We start from the raw sequence: 22,068 nt of genomic DNA on the forward strand, positions 1-22,068 counted from the left end.
AGTGTAAGTGAGACGGTGATGGGTTTACAGGCTCAGCAACAATGGTGGAAAACCGCCACAATCTATCAAATTTATCCGAAAAGCTTTTGTGATAGCGGTAGTAAAGGGATCGGGGATATTAAGGGGATCACCTCTAAACTCGATTATTTGCAGAACTTGGGGGTCGACGCCATTTGGCTTACACCGATTTATGCGTCACCAATGATCGATAACGGTTATGATATTTCTGATTATTACGCGATCAATCCTGACTTCGGTAGCATGGCAGACTTTGATGAACTGTTGGCACAAGCGCATCAACGCGGTATCCGTTTAGTAATGGATATTGTGGTTAATCATACCTCTACCGAGCATCAATGGTTTCAATCCGCCCTTGGAGACAAAGATAGCCCGTATCGAGACTACTATATTTGGAAACCAAACCAAGATGGTTCGCTACCGAATAACTGGCAGTCCAAGTTTGGTGGCTCGGCTTGGAAGCTGGATGAGAAAACCGATGAGTACTTTCTTCATTTGTTTGCACAAGAACAAGCGGATTTAAACTGGGAGAACCCGGCAGTACGGGAAGAAGTCAAACAAGTTATTGAGTTCTGGGCGAAAAAAGGCGTGGATGGTTTTCGCCTCGATGTCATTAATCTTATTTCTAAGCAACAAACCTTTTTGGACGATGATGAGGGTGATGGGCGACGCTTTTATACCGATGGCCCACGAGTACACGAGTATCTGCAAGAAATTAGTGAAGCGGTATTCCAAAAATATGGCTCTGTGACGGTGGGTGAAATGTCTTCGACAACCCTAGAGCATTGCCAGCAATACAGCGCGCAAGATGGCAAAGAGCTGTCAATGGTGTTTAACTTTCACCACCTTAAAGTCGATTATCCGAATGGAGAAAAGTGGCGTCTTGCTCCATTTGATTTCATCGAATTAAAGCGAATCTTCAATCATTGGCAAACAGGACTCAATGGTTGTGGTTGGGGGGCGTTATTTTGGTGTAACCATGACCAACCTCGGGTGGTAAGCCGCCTTGGTGACGACACGCTCTACCGGAATGAGTCGGCAAAAATGCTCGCAGCTTCGATTCATCTGATGCAGGGAACACCTTATATTTATCAAGGTGAAGAAATCGGTATGACCAACCCAGGTTTTAGTGAGCTATCGCAGTATAGAGATGTGGAAACCCTGACGATGTATCGTGTGATGCAACAAGCGGGACAGTACAGTCACGATGAAATCATGTCCATCTTACAGCAAAAATCACGAGACAACTCTCGTACGCCGATGCAGTGGGATGAGAGTGCTCAAGCTGGTTTTACCACCGGTGAGTCTTGGATTGGTGTATCAGACAACTACGCAGAGATTAACGCGGCAGCCGCTATAGCAGATGAACAGTCAATTTTTTATTTTTATAAGGATTTGATTGCGCTGCGTAAACAGCTCAAAGTCATCACTGATGGTCGTTATGTCGATCTGTATCCAATGCATGCACAAGTTCATGGTTACATGAGAGAGAACCAAGACAGTCGCTTACTTTGCTTGAACAATTATTATGGCCAAGAGACAACCGTCACGCTGCCGGAACACTATGTTTCTCAAAGCGGCAAGGTGGTCGTGGGGAATTATTCGCACTCAGAGGCGCGTATTGAGCTCGAAGCGGAGATAACCTTAAAGCCGTATCAGACAATGGCGATCTTATTGAAAAAGTAGCCATTAAGCTATTATGCCATAAGCCATAAGCCATAAGCCATTTTGGTAAACTAGCGAGGTGTCATTAGGTAAAAACGCCCTTCAAATTGAGGGGCGTTTTCATTTTTATCCGTAGGTGACCACATACCGAGTCGGTTTGTGATTCATCGCTAAGACAATGTTGAGTACCACGGCGCCGATAATAGAAACCAAAATAATTGGTGGCGCAACGAAGAAGCAAGAGGCCAGCAAAATAGTACAGTCGATGGCAAGTTGAGTTTTACCAACAGAGATGCCAAAACGTTCTTGGATAAATAGGCATAGAACATTAAAGCCACCAAGACTGGAGCGATGACGGAATAAGATCAACATGCCTAACCCCATGAGTAATCCCCCTGCGATTGCGCAGTAAACGGTATTCACATGGTCGACAGACACGACATGATGCATGTTATCGGCAAAAATGGACACGAGCGCACCGGAAATGGCACTGCTCATCGCAAAGCGTTTACCAAAGCGTCGCCAGGCTAATAAGTAGAATGGCGTATTGGCGGCAAAATAGAGCATACCGAATGAAATCGGTAGAAACTGGCTAAGTAATAACGCAAGACCTGTGGTCCCGCCAGTCAGTAATTGAGCCGATTGCAAGAAGAATATGCCTTGGGCCACTATGAAAGTGCCGGTCAAAATGGCTATCCAGTCTTCTTTACGTGAGTGTTTTTCCATCAAGTTAAAAATCTTCCGATAGTAATTGGCGGCAATAGTATTAAAAAGATGATCGTTTCGATAGCTAGGAGGGGAAAATTACGGTAAACCTATGTAATTCAATTTTTACACACTGTAAAAGGAATTATTGACACTTTAGGTTGCTAATGGGGTTATTTTCTTGCCGTACATGATGCAACCTAACGTTCACTATGAAGAAACTGCATGAAAAAGATCCATTTTTTCCTTTATGACCTAGATCAAATTATGTATTATGCGATTCATCAAACGTGGTGACGAAAACGTTTGCTTTTGGTCATTGTGTGGTTTTTTTGAAACTTTCAGTACAATCTGAGTCAGGAGATACAGATGCTAAAGCGTGATATGAACATCGCTGATTACGATGCGGAACTATTTGCAGCCATTCAAGAAGAAACTCTTCGCCAAGAAGAGCACATTGAGCTTATTGCTTCGGAAAACTACACCAGCCCTCGCGTGATGGAAGCGCAAGGCACGCAATTAACCAATAAGTACGCTGAAGGCTACCCAGGCAAGCGTTACTACGGTGGTTGTGAGTATGTCGATAAAGCGGAAACATTGGCAATCAATCGTGCATGTGAGCTTTTCGGCTGTGAGTATGCAAACGTTCAGCCACACTCTGGCTCTCAAGCGAACAGTGCGGTTTATATGGCGCTTTTGAACCCAGGAGATACGGTTTTAGGCATGAGCCTAGCGCACGGTGGTCACTTGACTCACGGTTCTCCAGTAAACTTTTCTGGTAAGCACTACAATGTCATTCCTTACGGTATTGATGAAGCGGGTCAAATCAACTACGACGAAATGGAACAGTTGGCTGTTGAGCACAAACCAAAAATGATCATCGGTGGCTTCTCTGCTTATTCTCAAATCGTTGATTGGGCACGTATGCGTGAAATCGCAGACAAAGTTGGCGCGTACTTCTTTGTTGATATGGCACACGTTGCCGGCCTTATCGCCGCTGGTGTTTACCCAACACCGGTACCACATGCTCATGTTGTTACAACAACAACGCATAAAACACTTGCTGGCCCACGTGGTGGTTTGATTCTTTCAAACGCTGGCGAAGACATGTACAAGAAACTGAACTCAGCGGTTTTCCCTGGTGGTCAGGGTGGTCCTCTGATGCATGTGATCGCGGGTAAAGCGGTAGCGTTTAAAGAAGCGATGGAGCCTGAATTTAAAGCTTATCAACAACGTGTAGTTGATAATGCTAAAGCGATGGTTGCACAATTCCAAGAGCGTGGTTACAAGATCGTATCTAACTCAACAGAGAACCATTTATTCCTTGTTGACCTGATTGATAAAGACATCACAGGTAAAGAAGCGGATGCGGCTTTGGGCTCTGCTAACATTACCGTTAATAAAAACTCAGTACCGAACGATCCACGCAGCCCATTTGTAACCTCTGGTATTCGTATTGGTACGCCAGCGATCACACGTCGTGGTTTCTCTGAAGCTGATGCGAAAGAGTTAGCGAATTGGATGTCAGATGTTCTTGACAATCTTGGCGACGAAGCGGTAATTGCTGCTACAAAAGCGAAGGTTCTGGACATTTGTAAGCGTCTGCCAGTTTACGCGTAAGTGAGCTAAAAGAACTCTGCTATAACAGGCATTAAAAAAACGAGCGTATTAGCTCGTTTTTTTGTGCGTGACGCTTAGCAATTAACGTGAAATTACTTATTTATATTAAGTAACGTGCCAGACTTACACTTGAAGGAGTAGTACTTACGGCTTTCGTTAAATTGCCCTAAGCCTTCACCGTTACAGTAATCAATGTTGATATCTCGCATAATTTCCAGCGTTTTCTCACTGTTCATTGAGAACTTCGCGCCATCTTTACATACTACTCGAACACGGCCATCATCGCTGACTGAGTAAAGGTTCACTTCGGTATTACATAACTCGAATGAAGCTTCTAAGTAATTGTCTTGTTGCGAGTTTTGAGCACAACCCGCAATGAGTGTGGCGGCTATGATGGGTAAACCTATTTTAAGCAATTTCATGCGTACATCCTTGAATGGCTGATGTTTTTCTATAAGCCTACCTAAAAATGACGAAAATGCGAGTACGAGATTGTCATGATGGTCATTTTTCTTAAAAAAAACACGGATAGTGCAACGCACATCCGTGTTTTTTATGTGGGGGACTTTTTACGGCGGTTATTTAATTTCTACGCCTTTCGCTTGTAGATCCGCGTGGTAAGAAGAACGCACAAAAGGTCCACAGGCGGCATGGGTAAAGCCAAGCTCTAGTGCAATTTCTTTAAGCTCATCAAATTCTGATGGTGGTACATAACGCTCAACCGGTAAGTGGTGGCGGCTTGGTGCGAGATATTGACCGAGCGTCAGCATGGTGACGCCATGAGCTCGCAAGTCTTTAAGTACTTGAACAATCTCTTCTTTTGTTTCACCGAGCCCCATCATTACCCCAGACTTTGTTGGAATATCTGGGTGCATAGCTTTAAATTTTTCTAGCAGCTGTAGCGACCATTTATAGTTCGCACCAGGTCGCGCTTTACGGTAAAGGCGAGGGGCGGTTTCTAAGTTGTGGTTGAAGACATCGGGTGGGTTGTCTTTTAATGCTTCTAAGGCAACATCCATACGGCCACGGAAATCCGGTACTAAGGTTTCAATACGAATTTCAGGATTCAGCGTTCGTATTTCACGAGTACAGTTAGCAAAGTGTTCAGCGCCGCCATCACGTAAATCATCGCGGTCAACGGAAGTCACGACCACATATTTGAGTTTCATGTCTTTAATGGTCTGAGCCAGTTTTTGCGGCTCATTAGATTCAGGTGCATTTGGACGACCATGGGCAACATCACAAAATGGGCAGCGGCGAGTACAAATAGCACCAAGGATCATAAACGTCGCAGTACCATGGTTGAAACACTCGGCGAGGTTTGGACAAGACGCCTCTTCACAGACTGAGTGAAGATTGTTTTTACGCATCGCCTTTTTGATGTCTTGAATTCTTTGGCTGTCAGAAGGCAGCTTTATCTTCATCCATTCTGGCTTACGTAGGACTTCTCTTTGTTCCTCCGGCATGTTTTTTACCGGAATCAGTGCCATTTTATCTGCGTCGCGATATTTGACGCCTTTTTCCATTTGTATAGGTTTGCTCATCGTCTTATGCTTCTTCGCTGAATTCTACTTGCTCGTAATCAAGTAATTGTATTAATTCGTTGACCAGCTGTTCTTCGACGCTGGCAACGCTATCAGGCCCACCAAGTTGGCTAATTTGGACCATTTCCATACCGGCATAGCCGCAAGGATTAATTCTTAAGAAAGGAGAGAGATCCATATCGACGTTTAAGGCTAATCCGTGAAACGAACAGCCTTTACGGATACGAAGCCCTAAAGAGCAGATCTTCTTTCCATCGACGTAAACACCAGGAGCATCCGGCCTTGCCGCCGCCGCAATATTATAGGTGTTTAGCGTGTTGATGACGAGATTCTCTATATGAGTGACGAGATCTCTGACACCTAATTTTTTACGACGAAGGTTAATTAGAAAGTAAGCGACCAGTTGACCAGGACCATGATAGGTCACTTGTCCACCGCGGTCACTTTTGACGACAGGGATGTCACCGGTGTTGAGTAAGTGTTCTTCTTTACCTGCTTGCCCTTGAGTGAAGACTGGGTTGTGCTCTACTAACCAGACTTCGTCACGAGTGTCGTCGTTTCGATTGTCGGTGAAAGCATGCATGGCTTTCCAGACTGGTTCGTAGTCTTTGCGCCCAAGCTTTCTTACTATTAGCTGATTCTTCACTCGTACCCTCGTCGTCACTTAATAAAGTGTTTGCATTATAAACCTGTTCATTGACTTGAACTACAGCTAAATAGTGAAAATTTAACCAGTTTGTTATGTTCTCTAGTTAACTTTTTGAAAAATAAAAAGAAAGCAGCCGAGGCTGCTTTCAAAAAAAATTGAATAATTCAAATTTTTACAGAACCATGCGAACGATGTCAATTTCGCCAAGTTCTTTGTAGAGCGTTTCTACCTGTTCAATAGACGTCGCAGTGATGTTAATTGAAACAGCATGGTAGTTGCCCTTAGCGCTAGGCTTAATCGTTGGGCTGTAGTCTCCAGGTGCGTGACGCTGGATCACTTCCAACACTTTTTCAGGAAGTTCAGGCTTAGCATAACCCATCACTTTATATGTAAACGAGCAAGGGAACTCTAGTAGGTCTTTGAGTTTTGCATCTGAATTGATGGTTAACATAATGGCGACTCCAAAAAATCAAATTTGTTGTAACGGTGCGAATAGTAATGTCAAAGGCGACGAAACTCAAGACGAGTTCGCTGCATATAAGTTAGTCGATGATACTTGAAGTAAAAAGCAACAAAGCCGCATTATGCGGCTTTGTTTGCTATCGTCATTTTACGTTGTGGTTAGAAGAAGCTCTTAACCAGTAAAACGATATAGTCCCATAAGCGGCTAAACAAGCTGCCTTCTTGTACGTTTTCAAGTGCAAGTAATGGGTACTCGGCAACATCTTCACCATCTAGTTGATAGTATAGCTTACCCACAACATCGCCCTTAGATATGGGTGCTTCAAGTTGTTTTTCAAGCACGAAGCTCGCTTTTAAATTTTTCGCTTGTCCACGAGGGAGGGTAACGAAGGTGTCTTCTGCCACACCAAGAGCAACGGTATCTTTGTCACCCATCCATACTTTTTCTTCAACGAAGGTCTCATTCGCGGTATGAGGGTTGACGGTTTCGAAGAAACGGAAGCCATAGCTGAGTAGCTTTTTGCTTTCCGATTTACGAGCATTGGCATTTTTTGTGCCCATCACTACGGCAACAAGGCGCATTTTACCTTCGGTTGCTGAACTGACTAGGCTGTAACCAGCTTTGCTTGTATGACCGGTTTTAATACCATCAACATTCATGCTTTTATCCCACAATAGACCATTACGGTTGTATTGTGTGATGCCGTTGTAGGTAAACTTCTTCTCGGAGTAAACACGATATTCATCTGGAACGTCTTTGATAAGTGCACGCCCTAGCAGTGCCATGTCGTATGGCGTTGAATATAGGTTTGGATTATCGAGACCATGAACGTTCGCAAAATGCGTATCGTTCATGCCAATTGAGCTCGCCCAAGCATTCATTAAATCAACGAACGCATCTTCTGAACCTGCAATGTGCTCTGCCATAGCGACACAAGCATCGTTACCAGATTGAATAATGATGCCTTTGTTTAGCTCTTCAACTGTGACTTTAGTGCCTACTTCGATGAACATCTTAGAAGAGTCAGGGAAATTTTTTGCCCAAGCGTTTTTACTGATGGTGACTTCATCTGTTGGTGCAATTTTGCCGCTTTTTAGCTCTTGGCCGATAACGTAGCTTGTCATCATTTTGGTTAAGCTGGCAGGATGAAGTTGGGTATTCATCTCTTTTTCAGCGAGGACTTTACCTGAGTTATAGTCCATAAGTACGAAGCCTTTCGCGGCAATTTGCGGCGCGTTAGGCATCACGACAGGCGTAGCTACGGCATAACTAGCCGTTAATGTTGCTGCAAGAGCAATAGATGTAATGAATTTCATAGAAGACTTGTTTTTATTCATGTTGAACACAGTATTTGTGAGTTATCCGTATAGTAACAGATTGGTCGCTGCGCACTAAAGAGCTTACACACTAAGTAACAACGGTGATTTATGTCAATGATGTTTAAAGTTTTTTGACGAAAGCTGAGGTATAACCGAGCTTTTGTACTTGCTCTAACGCATCATGAGTATCTTTATAGTCGCTAAAAGGACCAAGCATTAAGCGATAATTATTCTTTATCGGTGATAGGAACGTCTCAACCGATAGGGTATTACTTAATTCGTTAGACAGTTTGGTGATTCTGTCTTTATGTGGTGACGCCACCACTTGTATGCCATATTTCGGGTGCTTATCTAGTTGATGCTTTCCCGTTGGTTTCTCAACGGTAATGACTTCAATTTTAACATTGGCTGTCCCCGTTTTTATCACATCGAGTTTTTTGGCCGCCGCATAGCTGAGGTCGATGATTCGACCCTCATGAAATGGACCTCGGTCATTAACGCGTACGATAGTTTCTTTGCCATTATCGGTGTTTGTGACTTTTACATAACTAGGTATTGGCAGCGTTTTGTGCGCGGCTGACATAGAATACATGTCATACACTTCACCATTTGACGTCAAATGTCCATGGAATTTTTTTCCATACCATGATGCTTGACCTTTTTCAGTAAAGCCTTGAGCATCTTTTACAATGGTATATTGCTGACCGCGCAATTTATAGTCTTTGTTACCGCCCATGCTATAAGGTTCATATTTTGGCTGAGCCCCTTCAATATGATCAACAGAAATGGGGGTGGTAGGAGCCACATCATTATCAATATCGTAGCGGCTGTCTGACGAAGAGCAGCCCGCGATGACGATGATACTCAAGCCAGTAAGCAACCAGCGAGATTGTAATGAGGAAAAAAACAGAGTCATTTATGTCGCCTTTGAAAACGCTTTTCGGTGAGTATGGATGGACATCAATATGCCAAAGCCAGCCATCAAGGTCACCATGGAAGTGCCTCCATAGCTAATAAGCGGCAGAGGGACACCAACAACAGGTAATATACCGCTTACCATACCAATATTTACGAAAACGTAAACAAAAAAGCTGAGAACAATACTGCCTGCCATCATTCGGCCAAACGCAGTTTGTGCAGAGCTTGCTAGATAGAGCCCGCGACCAATGATGAATAAGTACAATGACAGAAGAAGCAATATCCCAATCATACCCCATTCTTCGGCAATGACTGCAAAGATAAAGTCAGTATGACGTTCTGGTAAGAATTCTAGCTGCGATTGTGTGCCGTGCAACCAACCTTTGCCGCCTAAACCACCAGAGCCAATCGCGATTTTGCTCTGTATGATGTGGTAACCAGCGCCAAGGGGGTCAGATTCAGGGTCAAATAGTGTTCGAACCCTTACTTTTTGGTATTCCCGCATCAGGAAGAACCATAGCACGGGGATAAATGCCCCCACGGCAATAGCCGCTCCGGTAATGATTTTCCAGCTGATTCCGGCTAAGAAAATGACAAAAATACCCGACGCCGCGATAAGGATGGAAGTACCAAGATCCGGCTGTTTTGCAATAAGAATGGTAGGTACCATTACCATAACGAGGGAAATGATGAGCGTTTGAAAGCTGATGGGGAGCGTGCGTTTACCAATATATCTTGCCACCATAAGGGGAACGGCGAGTTTAAGCAGCTCAGAGGGCTGAAAACGGACAAAACCGAGGTTTAGCCATCGCTGTGCTCCTTTAGAAGACTCGCCGAAAAACAACACGCCCAACAACAGAATGACGCCTGTGAAGAACATGAGTGGCGCAAGGGTTTCGTACGTGCGAGGTGATAACTGGGCTAAGCCAATCATAACAACCAATGACAATACCATCCGCATGGCTTGCCTATCCATCATCGCGAGGCTTTGCCCGCTAGCACTGTACATCACGACCAACCCAAAGCCCATGAGAGCAAGGATACCGAGCAATAAGGGTAGGTCGATGTGAAAGCGTTCAAGTAGGAAGCGGTTTCGTCCTGTTGATGGATCGAATTTCATTATTCTTCTTCACCTTCTTCATTTTCAGTGAGTGCGAGATCAAACACTTGCCTTACTACTGGAGCACCATTTGTAGACCCTCCTCCGGCGTTTTCGAGCACTATGGTGACCACAACCTCTGGATTTTTGAATGGAGCAAAGCCGGTAAATAAAGCATGATCTTTCAAATGCTCTGCGATTTCATCCGCGTTGTACTTTTCATCTTCACCCAAGCTAAATACTTGAGCTGTACCTGACTTGCCTCCAGATTGATAGGGCATGTTGGTAAAGGAACGACGAGCAGTACCTTTGACGCCGTGGTTAACTCGGCGCATCCCTTCCAAGGCGAGATCCCAATAACGTTGTTGTACACCTGTAATTGGTTGTCGGCTATCGACTTCAGCTAAGACTTGTTGGTCGAAGTTGTCACCATTGTCTATTGTGGCACGCAGTAGGTGAGGAGAGAGTACCTCGCCACGGTTCACAAGAACGGATGTTGCTTTTGCAATTTGCATTGGTGTGGCAGTCCAATAGCCTTGTCCGATCCCGACAGGGATCGTGTCACCTTGATACCAAGGGGTGCGGTGCCTTGCCATTTTCCATTCACGAGTTGGCATGTTTGCCTTACTTTCCTCATGAATATCAATACCGGTATAGTCGCCAAAGCCGAACATCATCATCCAAGATGAGAGGCGGTTAATGCCCATGTCATAAGCGATTTGATAGAAGAAGGTATCCACCGACTCTTCAATCGCTTTGACAATGGTGACTTTACCGTGCCCCCAACGCAGCCAGTCACGATAAGGACGGGTTTTGGAGTTCGGTATGCGCCAGTAACCCGGATCGTTTCGGGTTGTCGTCGGGGTTATCACCCCTTCTTGCAGAGCGGCTACCGCGATAAATGGCTTAATCGTGGAGGCTGGAGGGTAGATACCCAGCGTTGCTCGGTTTACCAGCGGTCGATTTTTGTCGTTAAGTAATGCTCGGTAGGCTTTACTTGATATCCCATTCACAAACGCATTCGGATCATAGCTCGGACTGGAAACCATCGCTAATACGCCGTTGTCGGTAGGGTCGAGCACGATGGCGGACCCCCTGCGTCCATCAAGTAGTTTATGGACTTTCAGTTGTAAATTGATATCTAGGTTTAAAACGATATCTTTGCCCGGCGTGGGCGGAACGAACTTCAGGGTACGTAGCACTCGTCCACGGCTGTTGACTTCCACCTCTTGGTAGCCAGCAGTACCGTGTAATAAATCTTCATAATAGCGTTCAATACCAAGCTTACCAATGTCACGAGTTGCTTGATAGTTTGCTACTTTTTCTTCGCGAGCTAGACGTTGAATATCACGGTCATTGATGCGAGATACGTAGCCAATCACATGAGTCAGCACGTCACCATATGGGTAGTAGCGCTTCAGGGTTGCCGCAATTTCAACGCCAGGGAATTTGTGCTGATGGACAGAAAAAGTGGCCACTTGTTGTTCATTGAGTTGGGTCAACAGTGGGATAGACTTGAAGCGTCGTGTGCGCTTACGCTCACGTTGAAAGGCTTCGATTCTGTCATCGGATATGTCGAGATATTCGCGTAAGTCTAAGATGGTTTGATCCATATCTTTGACTTTCTCAGGGATGATTTCTAAGTTGAATACCGGGCGGTTTTCCGCCAGTAGTACGCCATTTCGGTCGTAAACTAGCCCACGATTGGGTGCAATCGGAACGACTTTGATACGGTTGTCGTTTGAGCGGGTTTTGTAATCTTGATATTGATTGATTTGGATGTTGTATAGATTGGCGACCAAAAGCATCATCATCACAATAATGAAGATGAAAGATACTAAAGCGCGACTTTTAAACAGTCGCGCTTCTGCCTGATGGTCTCTTATCTGGCTACGTTTAAGTCTCATAGGGGGTGAAACTACTCTCGATGGTAAGGGTGATTAGTGGTAATTGACCAAGCTCTATATAAGCTTTCAGCCATCACTATTCGTACCAATGGGTGCGGCAGTGTTAATGCCGATAATGACCAACTTTGGTCGGCCGCCGCTTTACATGCTGGCGCTAAGCCCTCAGGGCCACCGATCAAAATAGAAACATCACGGGCATCGAGTTTCCAACTCTCAAGTTGCTCGGCAAGCTGAGGGGTATCCCATTTCTTACCCGGAATATCCAAGGTTACGACTCTATTGCCTTTAGGGACAGCCGCTAACATGGCTTCGCCTTCTTTTTGCAAGATACGTGCAATGTCAGCATTTTTCCCGCGTTTTCCAGCAGGAATTTCAATGAGCTCTAAAGGCATATCATGAGGGAAGCGTCGGCGATACTCTTGAAAGCCTTCTTCTACCCATTTAGGCATTTTAGTCCCAACAGCGATGAGTTGTAGTTTCAAGCGATTAGCCCCAGAGTTTTTCTAGTTGGTAAAGCTCTCGGTGTTGTTCTTGCATGACATGTAGCATGGTGGAGCCCATATCCAGAACGACCCATTCGCCTTCTTGCTCACCGTCGACACCAAGTGGCTCTAGGCCCATTTTTTTCACTTCAGTTGCGACGTGGTCTGCAATAGAAACAACGTGTCTTTTCGATGTACCGGTGCACACGATCATGAAGTCAGTGACATTTGATTTACCGATTACATCAATGGTAACGATATCGACGGCTTTCATGTCATCCGCTTTATCAGCTAGAAATAGTTTCAATTCTTCGTGTTGCAAGGGGTTTTCCTCTTTTGGTGGAATAGAACAAGGCAATAACACTAACGCGGTTATTGATCTTCGGATTATAACAGGTTTTAGTGAGGTAAAGACATCGGTGTGTCAGTAACGCTTAAGTTCATGGATAACTGATGGATTAATGGCCAAGGGCTGATGTCATACTGTGTTTTCGCTTGGACTTCTATCTGTGCTAGTAACTGAATAGATTGTTTGAGCCTAGCTGGAGATAAGCGGGTCAGCGCTGCGTTATAAAGGGGTTTCTTATTTTGCCATACGCGAAACTTATCAAACACTTGCGCCATGGAAAGTTGCGTTAGGGCTTGTTGCATTTTTACCAGTTGAAACAACTCTTTTTGAACAGTTCTAAGCAAAATGATCGCTTCAATGCCTTCAGATTCAAGCTGGGTTAAGATCCTTTGAGCGCGTTTCGCTTTTCCCTCTAGCATGGCATCAACCCAATGAAAGACGGTAAAGTGATTGTGGCGGCTCAGCGCCTCTTGTACTCGAAGGAGCGTTAACTGACCATCTGGGTATAAAAGTGTCAGCTTTTCGAGACTTTGAGATAGCGCAAATAGGTTGCCTTCATGCCATTGGCATAGTAGCTGGACCGCTTCATGATCGGGAGTGAGATTGATCGCTCGGCATCGCTGTGTAACCCATTGTGGCAACCGTTTGATATCGGGAGTCGTACAGCTTACATGGCAGCCATTTAGCGCCTTAAACCATGCGGCAGACTCTTGAGCGCGGGTTAATTTACTGCCGGATATTAGCAAGACAATATCTTCATGAAGTTGGCTCGCTATTTCTGTTAGTTGTTTCGCAATAGCGGCGTTAACCCCCGCTTCCGGAAGCTCTAACTCAATAATTTGCTTTGATGAGAACAGGCTCATAGATTGCGTGCAATCAAAAACGTCATTCCAATCAATAGAAGCATCGACGACAAATCTGTGGTGTTCTTCGAAGCCTAATGCTTTGGCTCGCGCGATGATGTGGGCGCGACTTTCTTGAATAAATAGTGGTTCATTACCAAATAACAGGTAGCAAGCAAACCAGCGCTGAGTAAGCGACTCAGTAAGACGATCGGCAAAAACTTTCACATTAATTCCTTGTACGAAGGCTTAATTGTTGCGAGAAGCATGAGCTTCTCGCTGTACAACTTACATTCACGAAGTAAAACGTACATTCTCTAAGATAGACTAGGAGTGAGACGTTGCTACTGGCTCAGTTGTTGTTTCTGCTTCTTTTTTCTTGAGTTCAAACTCTTCAATTTCTGATTTCAAACGTGCCATCTGACGCATCATTTGTTGGACAGATGTCTGTCTCATTTCTTTTTCGATTAGCGACTTTTCTTCTGATTTTGCCAATGCAGATAATGGGTTATCAAGGTAGCTACGAGTCATGGACGCGGAGAAGTCTTTTGAGCCAATGTTAGGGATAGTAATTCTATAGTTTACGCTATATGTGATTTCTTTTTCAGCAGCTCGTGTGTTTTGGTAAAGAGACAGTGTTCTGTCACCGATGCTTTCACCCAAAATGTGGATATTGGTAATCGTAGCACTTGGTTCTACCAATTTAATTTTATTTAATCGCAGCTGCTCTTTAACAAGTCTTGTTATTTCGCCATATGGTGAAAAGCTGGTGACAGAAATTTCTTTTATATCATCCGGTACTGTGTACTCACCACGAAGGTGGAATCCACAAGCGCTAAGGAGCGAGGTGAGTAGGAACACAGAAAAGAGTTTTAGTAGGTTGTGTTTTAACAGGCGCATAATACCGCTTACTCGTTAGACAATGGTTTATGTAAGCGCCCTAAATAGGAGGCTTAAATAAAACGATGATGGGTTAATGGTGTTGAATAATCGTGAGCGATTAAAGTCGCAGGTATAACACCTGCGACTTTATATCCAGGATCCAGGACGCTGTTTAGTTTGCTACGATGTTCAATAGCTTACCAGGAACAAAGATAACCTTGCGAATCGTTAGTCCATCTAAGAACTTTTTCGCATTCTCATCGTTGAGTCCTAGCTCACGAACTTGTTCTTCTGTCGCGTCAGCGGCAACCGTTAGCTTCGCACGTAGCTTACCGTTGATCATAACAACGATCGTTTTCTCGTCTTCAACCAAAGCTTTCTCGTCAAACGTTGGCCATGTTGCCGAGTCTACGTTTGATTCACCAAGAGCAATCCACATTTCGTAAGAGATGTGCGGCGTCATTGGATAAAGCATGCAAACCACGGCTTTTAGTGCTTCATCAAGGATGGCACGGTCTTGCGCTGACTCTTGAGGTGCTTTTGCGAGCTTATTCATCAGCTCCATGATGGCCGCGATTGCCGTATTGAACGTTTGGCGACGGGCGATATCGTCGGTTACTTTTGCAATGGTCTTGTGGACATCACGACGAAGTGCTTTCTGATCACCAGATAACGCAGACGCATCAACAGTCTCAGCAGCACCTTTAGAAGAGTGCGCGTGAACCAATTTCCAAACGCGCTTCAGGAAGCGGTTTGCTCCTTCAACACCAGACTCTTGCCATTCAAGCGTCATGTCTGCAGGCGATGCAAACATCATGAATAGACGCACCGTGTCAGCACCGTACTTATCAACCATTTCTTGTGGGTCGATACCGTTATTCTTCGACTTAGACATTTTGATCATGCCTGAGTGTTCAACTTCGCGACCTTGGTTATCGACAGCTTTTTCGATACGACCTTTGCCATCACGTTCGATAGTTACGTCAGTTGGAGCGATCCACTCTTTCGTACCTTTCTCGTTCGTGTGGAAGAACGCGTCCGCAAGTACCATGCCTTGACACAAAAGTTGCTTGAACGGTTCATCAGAGGTTACGTAACCCGCATCGCGTAGCAATTTGTGGAAGAAACGAGAGTAAAGTAAGTGCATACACGCGTGTTCAATACCACCAATGTATTGGTCAACCGGCAGCCAGTAGTTGGCTTTCTCAGGGTCGAGAATGTCATCGGCTTGTGGTGAGCAGTAACGCGCGTAGTACCAAGACGATTCCATGAAGGTATCGAAGGTGTCAGTCTCACGTAGAGCTGGTTCGCCGTTGAATGTGGTTTCAGCCCAAGACTTGTCAGCTTTAATAGGGCTAGTGACGCCATCCATGACTACGTCTTCTGGAAGAATGACGGGCAGTTGGTCTGCTGGTACTGGGTGAACTTCACCGTCTTCAGTGGTGACCATTGGGATTGGCGCGCCCCAGTAACGTTGACGAGATACACCCCAGTCACGTAGACGGAAGTTAACAGTCTTCTTACCTTTGCCTTCAGTTTCTAGCTTCGTAGCAATGGCATCGAATGCTGCTTGGAAAGCAAGACCATCGAATTCACCAGAATCGAACAGTACGCCTTTCTCCGTGTAAGCCGCTTCAGACACGTCTAGATCAGAACCGTCTTCTGGCTTGATCACTGGAATGATATCGATGCCGTACTTAGTGGCGAACTCGTAGTCACGTTGATCGTGAGCAGGAACCGCCATTACCGCGCCTGTGCCGTAATCCATAAGAACGAAGTTTGCTACATATACAGGAACAACACGACCGTTAAGAGGGTGGGTAGCCGTTAGGCCAGTATCCATGCCTTTCTTTTCCATTGTTGCAAGTTCAGCTTCTGCAACTTTAGTGTTACGACACTCTTCAACGAATGCGGCAAGTTCAGCGTTGTTCTTCGCGGCTTTCTCTGCCAGCGGATGACCTGCTGCGATACCTACATAAGATACACCCATTAGTGTGTCTGGGCGTGTTGTGTATACTTCTAGTGGCGCTTCTTCACCGTTAACAGCGAAAGATAGCTCAACACCTTCAGAGCGACCGATCCAGTTGCGCTGCATGGTCTTAACCATTTCAGGCCAACCTTCAAGGTTGTCTAGATCGTCTAGTAGCTCTTGCGCGTACTCAGTGATCTTAATGAACCATTGTGGAATTTTCTTTTGTTCTACAGGCGTATCACAACGCCAGCAGCAACCGTCTTCTACTTGCTCATTAGCCAGTACAGTTTGGTCGTTTGGACACCAGTTAACAGAAGAGGTTTTTTTGTAGACCAAGCCTTTTTCGTAAAGTTTAGTGAAAAACTCTTGTTCCCAACGGTAGTACTCAGGCGTACAGGTTGCGAATTCACGGCTCCAATCGTAACCAAAACCCAATAATTTAAGCTGGTTTTTCATGTACTCAATGTTTTCGTACGTCCACGGTGCTGGGGCAGTATTGTTTTTTACTGCTGCGTTTTCTGCCGGTAGACCAAATGCATCCCAACCGATTGGTTGCATGACATTTTTACCTTGCAGGCGTTGGAAGCGTGAAACCACATCACCGATGGTATAGTTACGAACATGACCCATGTGCAGTCGACCACTTGGGTATGGGAACATAGATAGGCAGTAGAATTTTTCTTTATTTGCGTCTTCACTTACAACAAAGGTTTTATTGTTGTCCCAGTGTTCTTGAACGTTACGCTCAATCTCTTGCGGGTTGTATTGTTCTTGCATCGATGATTTCCGGTTATCTTGGAATTTGTGAGTTCTGTTAAAACAGAGACTACTAGATCATCATAGAATACCTAAAGCAGGCGCGGTCAACAATAGTCAATGTACCCAGAGTCGTTGAAGTTGCCATATTGAATGGTAATGTTAGGCAGAGTGCAGACTGATGGGGTAGTCAGTTAGGTGTTATGACGTAGCACGCTATACTTATAAGATTATTCCATTTGTTGTCTAGCGTAAGCTGTGATGATTGTGGCGAAAAAGGGGGATCTATGCCTAAACGTAAAGCCAGCTATGAAGAGATGTTTGAAGATGTGGTGGATAACCTCAAGCACAGCCCTGAAGAAGTGCAGCATGTGCTCGAAAAGTCAGGCTCTGTGATTGAAGCCGCGAACGACATGACAAAAGATGAAATGGCGTTGATCTCTGCTTATATCCATTCGGATTTAAAAGAATTTGCTGACAACTATGAAGAAAGTAAAAGTGGGCCATTTTATTTGATGGTGGCTAACTCGATTTGGCAAGGACTGTTAGATATCACGGACAAAACGAAAGTTGAGTGGTTAGAGCTATTTCAGGATCTCGAGCACCAAGGTGTATATAGCGCCGGAGAGATGATCGGTTTTGGGGTGCTGGTATGTGAAGAGTGCGGCCATAAAGCGGAATACAATCACCCGACAACCATTTCAAATTGCAGCAAGTGCGGTCACAAAACCTTTAATAGGCAGCCTCTTAAGCCTTAATCCCATCAATTCATCAGTCCCTTCTTACTAAGAGGGGGACTGATTCGTGAATTGTTGGAGTTTGCAGGGTTATTTGTGCTGTTCTTTAAACTCTTGTACCCACATTGCAGTTGCGCCGCAAACCGCAATAGGCATCACAAACAAGTTTAAAATTGGGATCGACGTGAATAACGCAACGATTGCGCCAAAGCTGTAACTTTTGCCTTGTTTTCTTTTTAAAGATAAACGCATATCGTTAAATGGGACCTTATGATTATCAAATGGGTAATCACAATATTGGATCGCTAACATCCAAGCGGTAAAAATAAACCAAAGAAATGGCGCGATAGTTTGCCCAAGAGCGGGTATTAATAACAGCAGAAAAAGCCCGATCGCTTTTGGTAGTACGTAAAGCAATTTTCGCCACTCTCTTGCCATAATTCGTGGCACATCCTTGACGACGCTGAGTATGCCATCATCAGACACTTTTTGTTGAGTGAGGGATTCTTCAACTTTTTCGGCAAGTAGGCCATTAAATGGCGCAGCAATAAAGTTAGCAAGCGTACTAAAAAAATACGAAAAGGTGGCCAAGATGGTTAACGTCAGCAGCGGCCACAAGACATAACTCAGCCATGATAAAAATTCTGGTAAAGCGCCCATCCAACTCTCTATCCAAATATTTAAGTTAGAAAAGAGGTAATACATAGCGGAGCCAACCAATAAAATATTAGCGAGCAAAGGCATAATCACGTAACGACGAATGCCAGGCGTGAAAGCAAGCTGAAAACCTTGGTGGAAGTAACCAAATCCGGTATTGGCTTTGTTCAAAGTTGAGCTCCTTTATAGTGATTTAGCAGGGCTTTAGGGCGACTATAACAAAAAAGGTCAGAGGAAATCACAAACTTCTTATACTAAGGTGTTCTATTAATAGGTAGAGTTTTGGTAAAGTAGGTCAGTTGGAAGTGTTTAAGCACTTCAATAAGGACTATTTTTATAACATTGAGAGCAAACAATGCAGGAATTGCGATTCGTACTCATTATTGTCGGTGCCTTAGCCATAGCGGCGCTGTTGTTTCATGGCTTATGGTCAAGCAAGAAAGAAGGCCAGAAAAAATTTGCTGATCGACCTTTGGGAAATATCGATGAGACATCAGATGATGATCATTATGTGGCACCAGAAGATGATTTTGAGATCGTGCGTAAGGTTAAAAGCGAACCTGATTTTGGTTTGAACCAACAAGCACCCGCGTTTGATCCTCTTGATGATGCTCTCGATGATGTCGTTGTGTCGGACGGACCGACTCACTATGAGAACCGTCGGGATAGGACGAATTCGTTGACGGCCTCCTATGAAACTGACGATATGCCATCATTTAGTGCGAAAGAAACGGCAGATGATTTAGAGCCACTGGATCTAAAAGAGCCTAAGATCGACCTTGATGCTATCGATGTGGTTACGCCACAGGTAGAGCGTTTCGATGAGGTCGTGTCATCACAAGCATTTTCTGATGTTGATGAGAATCAACCAGTCTCGAATGCTCAGGACAAGGTTGTGGCGCCAAGCACACCCAAAGAGTCAGAGATTAGTGAGCCCGAAGAACCGGAAATGCAAGTGTTGGTGATGAATGTACACTGCGCTGGTAATGAACCGTTTATCGGCAGTAAGCTATTCGATAGCATGCGTCAAAACGGCCTGATTTACGGTGATATGGATATATTCCACCGTCATGCCGATCTATCTGGAACGGGGAAGGTCCTCTTCAGTGTCGCGAATATGATGCAGCCAGGTACACTTCAGCATGATGATCCAGAGACCTTTACCACCAAGGGGATTTCATTCTTTATGACGTTGCCATGTTTTGGCGAAGCTGAGCAAAACTTTAAGCTCATGCTTAGAACCGCACAACAGATCGCGGACGATGTCAGTGGCAATGTGTTGGATGACCAGCGTAACTTACTCACCCCAACTCGCATTGATGCCTATAAGAAACAGATTCAGGATTTTAACCGCTTAAAAGCGGGTGCGTAACATAACCATTTATTAGTAAAAAAGGGCTCCTACTAATAGGAGCCTTTTTTATCATTACGATCAGGATAAAAGCATGTCTCAGCAACGATTAAATGAACTTAAAGATCAACTTCACCATTACGCCGTGAAGTACTACGTGGAGGATACACCAGTCGTCCCCGATGCCGAGTATGATCGTTTAATGCAAGAGTTACTGGCGATTGAAGCGGACAACCCTGAATGGGTATCGGTGGACTCACCAAGCCAACGTGTGGGCGGGGCTCCATTGGATGGTTTTACTCAAGTCAAACATGAAATCGCCATGCTATCGCTCGACAATGCTTTTTCGGATGAAGACTTAGATGCATTCAATAAGAGGCTAGGCGAACGTGTTAACCGCACCACTGTGGGAAGTTACTGTTGCGAAGTTAAATTAGACGGTTTAGCGGTGAGCTTGATGTACGAAAATGGTGTTCTCACTCAGGCAGCGACACGTGGTGACGGCGCAACAGGTGAAAACATTACGGAAAATGTCCGCACTATTAGTGCGATCCCATTGAAGCTACAAGGCAGTGATATTCCCGCGCGTCTTGAAGTACGTGGTGAAGTGTTTATGCCTAAAGCGGGCTTTAACAAAATGAATGAGCTTGCCGCCAAAAAAGGTGACAAGGTATTTGTTAATCCACGTAATGCAGCGGCGGGTAGCTTACGCCAGCTAGATTCTAGAGTGACGGCGACAAGACCATTGAGTTTTTATGCTTATAGCCTAGGTGTGGTAGAAGGCACTGAACTGCCACCGAGTCACTACGATAGGCTCACGAAGCTTAAGTCTTGGGGTTTTCCTATGGGCCCGGAAACCATGCGAGTCAGTAGTATTGAAGCAGTGAAGGAGTATCATAAATCGATTTCAGATAAGCGCGATGCATTAGCGTATGAAATTGATGGGGTAGTGATTAAAGTGGATGACATCGCCTTGCAAGAGCAACTCGGGTTCGTCGCTCGTGCACCACGTTGGGCGATTGCTTATAAATTTCCAGCGCAAGAAGAAATTACTACATTAAACAGCGTTGAGTTCCAAGTTGGGCGAACCGGAGCGATCACGCCGGTGGCAAAACTAGAGCCTATATTTGTTGGCGGCGTAACGGTGAGCAATGCCACGCTACATAATGCCGATGAAATTGCTCGTCTTGGCGTCAAAATAGGCGACAGCGTGATTGTCAGAAGAGCGGGGGACGTTATTCCGCAGATCGTTGCCTTTGTGCCAGAGCGAAGACCAGAAGATGCGCAGGATATTTGTTTTCCGCAAACCTGTCCGGTATGTGCATCGGGTATCGAGCGAATAGAGGGCGAAGCGGTGGCTCGTTGTACTGGTGGATTAGTTTGCCAAGCGCAGCGTAAAGAGGCGCTCAAGCACTTTGTCTCAAGGAAAGCACTTGATGTTGATGGGCTTGGAGACAAGGTGATAGAGCAGCTTGTTGATAAAGAGATGGTTGAAACGCCTGCTGATCTCTTTAAATTGTCCGCTGGTGTATTAACGGTTCTTGAGCGCATGGGGCCTAAATCGGCGCAGAATGTCGTTAATGCGCTTAAGGTATCAAAAGAAACGACGCTCGCGCGTTTTCTTTATTCTTTAGGTATTCGCGAAGTTGGTGAGGCCACAGCGGCCAATCTAGCTGCGCATTTTGAAACACTTGAGGCCATCATGGGGGCATCTCATGAGGCGTTACTAGAAGTGCAGGATGTTGGCGAAATTGTGGCTAAGCATATCAGGTACTTCTTTGCCGCAGAATTAAATCGTCAGGTCATTGATTCATTGATTGATGTTGGCGTTCATTGGCCTGCTATTGAACTGCTTAGTGATGATGTCCCACAACCATTAGCGGGCAAGGTGGTGGTGTTAACAGGTTCACTGTCACAACTTAATCGCGGTGATGCAAAAGCAGCGCTGCAAGCATTAGGGGCAAAAGTGACCGGCAGTGTGTCTAAGAAAACCGACATATTATTTGCTGGTGATAATGCAGGCTCTAAATTAGCGAAAGCTCAAGAGCTAGGTGTGGAAATAAAAACCGAACAAGATTTAATAGATTTAATCCCGTAATAGTTATTCAGTGATATAAAAGGAGCCTCTTATGA

General features: G+C 44.9%; 20 protein-coding genes. 5 read left to right on the plus strand and 15 right to left on the minus strand.

All coding sequences use genetic code 11. From position 1 onward, the window contains the following. The first annotated feature begins 18 nt into the window (after positions 1–18). Positions 19–1,704: an alpha,alpha-phosphotrehalase gene (treC, locus tag MD535_RS04820; RefSeq protein WP_265673792.1), complete on the plus strand. Its 1,686-nt coding sequence runs from the start codon at positions 19–21 to the stop codon at positions 1,702–1,704. Positions 1,705–1,809: 105 nt separating this feature from the next. Here the strand turns inward: treC and MD535_RS04825 are convergent, their stop codons facing one another. Next, on the minus strand, positions 1,810–2,409 hold the full coding sequence (locus MD535_RS04825; protein ID WP_265673793.1) for a YitT family protein: 600 nt from the start codon (positions 2,407–2,409) through the stop codon (positions 1,810–1,812). A 348-nt stretch (positions 2,410–2,757) separates the two neighbouring features. Between MD535_RS04825 and glyA the strand changes: the two genes are divergently transcribed. Further along, positions 2,758–4,008 (plus strand): serine hydroxymethyltransferase, encoded by a 1,251-nt coding sequence (gene glyA, locus MD535_RS04830; protein WP_265673794.1) that lies wholly within the window; start codon positions 2,758–2,760, stop codon positions 4,006–4,008. A 92-nt stretch (positions 4,009–4,100) separates the two neighbouring features. Here glyA and MD535_RS04835 read toward each other — a convergent pair whose 3' ends face one another. The 13 genes from MD535_RS04835 to leuS all read right to left on the minus strand — a co-directional run bounded on the left by MD535_RS04835 (position 4,101) and on the right by leuS (position 17,211). After that, entirely contained in the window at positions 4,101–4,430 is a 330-nt protein-coding gene (locus MD535_RS04835; RefSeq protein WP_102468849.1) for a hypothetical protein, read from the minus strand. Between the two features lie 156 nt (positions 4,431–4,586). After that, the gene (gene lipA / locus MD535_RS04840; protein ID WP_265673795.1) at positions 4,587–5,552 is read right to left on the minus strand and encodes a lipoyl synthase; all 966 of its coding nucleotides are present in this window, start codon (positions 5,550–5,552) and stop codon (positions 4,587–4,589) included. A gap of 4 nt (positions 5,553–5,556) precedes the next feature. Beyond that, complete coding sequence (gene lipB / locus MD535_RS04845) at positions 5,557–6,198, minus strand: lipoyl(octanoyl) transferase LipB (protein WP_265673796.1); 642 nt, start codon at positions 6,196–6,198, stop codon at positions 5,557–5,559. Between the two features lie 175 nt (positions 6,199–6,373). Then, positions 6,374–6,652, minus strand: a complete 279-nt coding sequence (gene ybeD / locus MD535_RS04850; RefSeq protein WP_237483776.1) for a DUF493 family protein YbeD — start codon at positions 6,650–6,652, stop codon at positions 6,374–6,376. A 170-nt stretch (positions 6,653–6,822) separates the two neighbouring features. Beyond that, positions 6,823–8,001 carry a serine hydrolase gene (locus MD535_RS04855; RefSeq protein ID WP_265673797.1) on the minus strand — a complete coding sequence of 393 codons (1,179 nt, stop codon included), beginning with the start codon at positions 7,999–8,001 and terminating at the stop codon, positions 6,823–6,825. A 103-nt stretch (positions 8,002–8,104) separates the two neighbouring features. Beyond that, on the minus strand, positions 8,105–8,899 hold the full coding sequence (locus MD535_RS04860; RefSeq protein ID WP_265673798.1) for a septal ring lytic transglycosylase RlpA family protein: 795 nt from the start codon (positions 8,897–8,899) through the stop codon (positions 8,105–8,107). Continuing rightward, positions 8,900–10,021 (minus strand): rod shape-determining protein RodA, encoded by a 1,122-nt coding sequence (rodA, locus tag MD535_RS04865; protein ID WP_265673799.1) that lies wholly within the window; start codon positions 10,019–10,021, stop codon positions 8,900–8,902. Next, positions 10,021–11,907, minus strand: a complete 1,887-nt coding sequence (gene mrdA, locus MD535_RS04870; protein ID WP_265673800.1) for a penicillin-binding protein 2 — start codon at positions 11,905–11,907, stop codon at positions 10,021–10,023. Before mrdA ends, rodA begins: the two co-directional genes overlap by 1 nt. Positions 11,908–11,918: 11 nt before the next feature. Further along, on the minus strand, positions 11,919–12,389 hold the full coding sequence (gene rlmH / locus MD535_RS04875) for a 23S rRNA (pseudouridine(1915)-N(3))-methyltransferase RlmH (RefSeq protein WP_102468828.1): 471 nt from the start codon (positions 12,387–12,389) through the stop codon (positions 11,919–11,921). 4 nt (positions 12,390–12,393) lie between these two features. Beyond that, positions 12,394–12,711, minus strand: coding sequence for a ribosome silencing factor (rsfS, locus tag MD535_RS04880; RefSeq protein WP_265673801.1), 318 nt, complete (start codon positions 12,709–12,711; stop codon positions 12,394–12,396). A 77-nt stretch (positions 12,712–12,788) separates the two neighbouring features. Beyond that, complete coding sequence (holA, locus tag MD535_RS04885) at positions 12,789–13,808, minus strand: DNA polymerase III subunit delta (protein WP_265673802.1); 1,020 nt, start codon at positions 13,806–13,808, stop codon at positions 12,789–12,791. A gap of 99 nt (positions 13,809–13,907) precedes the next feature. Next, complete coding sequence (locus MD535_RS04890; RefSeq protein ID WP_265673803.1) at positions 13,908–14,480, minus strand: LPS-assembly lipoprotein LptE; 573 nt, start codon at positions 14,478–14,480, stop codon at positions 13,908–13,910. A 154-nt stretch (positions 14,481–14,634) separates the two neighbouring features. Continuing rightward, positions 14,635–17,211, minus strand: coding sequence for a leucine--tRNA ligase (gene leuS, locus MD535_RS04895; RefSeq protein WP_265673804.1), 2,577 nt, complete (start codon positions 17,209–17,211; stop codon positions 14,635–14,637). Positions 17,212–17,477: 266 nt separating this feature from the next. On the opposite strand from leuS, the gene MD535_RS04900 reads away from it, so the two are divergent. After that, positions 17,478–17,948 (plus strand): zinc ribbon-containing protein, encoded by a 471-nt coding sequence (locus MD535_RS04900; protein ID WP_265673805.1) that lies wholly within the window; start codon positions 17,478–17,480, stop codon positions 17,946–17,948. A 69-nt stretch (positions 17,949–18,017) separates the two neighbouring features. Here MD535_RS04900 and cysZ read toward each other — a convergent pair whose 3' ends face one another. After that, positions 18,018–18,755 (minus strand): sulfate transporter CysZ, encoded by a 738-nt coding sequence (gene cysZ, locus MD535_RS04905; RefSeq protein WP_265673806.1) that lies wholly within the window; start codon positions 18,753–18,755, stop codon positions 18,018–18,020. A gap of 184 nt (positions 18,756–18,939) precedes the next feature. Here cysZ and zipA point away from each other — a divergent pair, with 184 nt between their 5' ends. Together zipA and ligA are read left to right on the plus strand one after the other, a co-directional pair. After that, on the plus strand, positions 18,940–19,956 hold the full coding sequence (gene zipA / locus MD535_RS04910; protein WP_265673807.1) for a cell division protein ZipA: 1,017 nt from the start codon (positions 18,940–18,942) through the stop codon (positions 19,954–19,956). A 73-nt stretch (positions 19,957–20,029) separates the two neighbouring features. Continuing rightward, entirely contained in the window at positions 20,030–22,033 is a 2,004-nt protein-coding gene (gene ligA / locus MD535_RS04915) for an NAD-dependent DNA ligase LigA (protein WP_265673808.1), read from the plus strand. Positions 22,034–22,068 lie beyond the last annotated feature (35 nt).

The sequence above is a fragment of the Vibrio qingdaonensis genome (assembly GCF_026191675.1).
In the GTDB taxonomy this organism is placed as follows: Bacteria; Pseudomonadota; Gammaproteobacteria; order Enterobacterales; family Vibrionaceae; genus Vibrio; species Vibrio qingdaonensis.

What these genes read in the sequence shown, in the direction of transcription:
- mrdA (WP_265673800.1), bottom strand. Translation starts at nt 11,907, where the DNA reads ATGAGACTTAAACGTAGCCAGATAAGAGACCATCAGGCAGAAGCGCGA.
- glyA (WP_265673794.1), top strand. Translation starts at nt 2,758, where the DNA reads ATGCTAAAGCGTGATATGAACATCGCTGATTACGATGCGGAACTATTT.
- MD535_RS04890 (WP_265673803.1), bottom strand. Translation starts at nt 14,480, where the DNA reads ATGCGCCTGTTAAAACACAACCTACTAAAACTCTTTTCTGTGTTCCTA.
- MD535_RS04825 (WP_265673793.1), bottom strand. Translation starts at nt 2,409, where the DNA reads ATGGAAAAACACTCACGTAAAGAAGACTGGATAGCCATTTTGACCGGC.
- MD535_RS04835 (WP_102468849.1), bottom strand. Translation starts at nt 4,430, where the DNA reads ATGAAATTGCTTAAAATAGGTTTACCCATCATAGCCGCCACACTCATT.
- treC (WP_265673792.1), top strand. Translation starts at nt 19, where the DNA reads ATGGGTTTACAGGCTCAGCAACAATGGTGGAAAACCGCCACAATCTAT.
- MD535_RS04860 (WP_265673798.1), bottom strand. Translation starts at nt 8,899, where the DNA reads ATGACTCTGTTTTTTTCCTCATTACAATCTCGCTGGTTGCTTACTGGC.
- lipA (WP_265673795.1), bottom strand. Translation starts at nt 5,552, where the DNA reads ATGAGCAAACCTATACAAATGGAAAAAGGCGTCAAATATCGCGACGCA.
- rodA (WP_265673799.1), bottom strand. Translation starts at nt 10,021, where the DNA reads ATGAAATTCGATCCATCAACAGGACGAAACCGCTTCCTACTTGAACGC.
- MD535_RS04900 (WP_265673805.1), top strand. Translation starts at nt 17,478, where the DNA reads ATGCCTAAACGTAAAGCCAGCTATGAAGAGATGTTTGAAGATGTGGTG.
- zipA (WP_265673807.1), top strand. Translation starts at nt 18,940, where the DNA reads ATGCAGGAATTGCGATTCGTACTCATTATTGTCGGTGCCTTAGCCATA.
- ybeD (WP_237483776.1), bottom strand. Translation starts at nt 6,652, where the DNA reads ATGTTAACCATCAATTCAGATGCAAAACTCAAAGACCTACTAGAGTTC.
- leuS (WP_265673804.1), bottom strand. Translation starts at nt 17,211, where the DNA reads ATGCAAGAACAATACAACCCGCAAGAGATTGAGCGTAACGTTCAAGAA.
- MD535_RS04855 (WP_265673797.1), bottom strand. Translation starts at nt 8,001, where the DNA reads ATGAATAAAAACAAGTCTTCTATGAAATTCATTACATCTATTGCTCTT.
- ligA (WP_265673808.1), top strand. Translation starts at nt 20,030, where the DNA reads ATGTCTCAGCAACGATTAAATGAACTTAAAGATCAACTTCACCATTAC.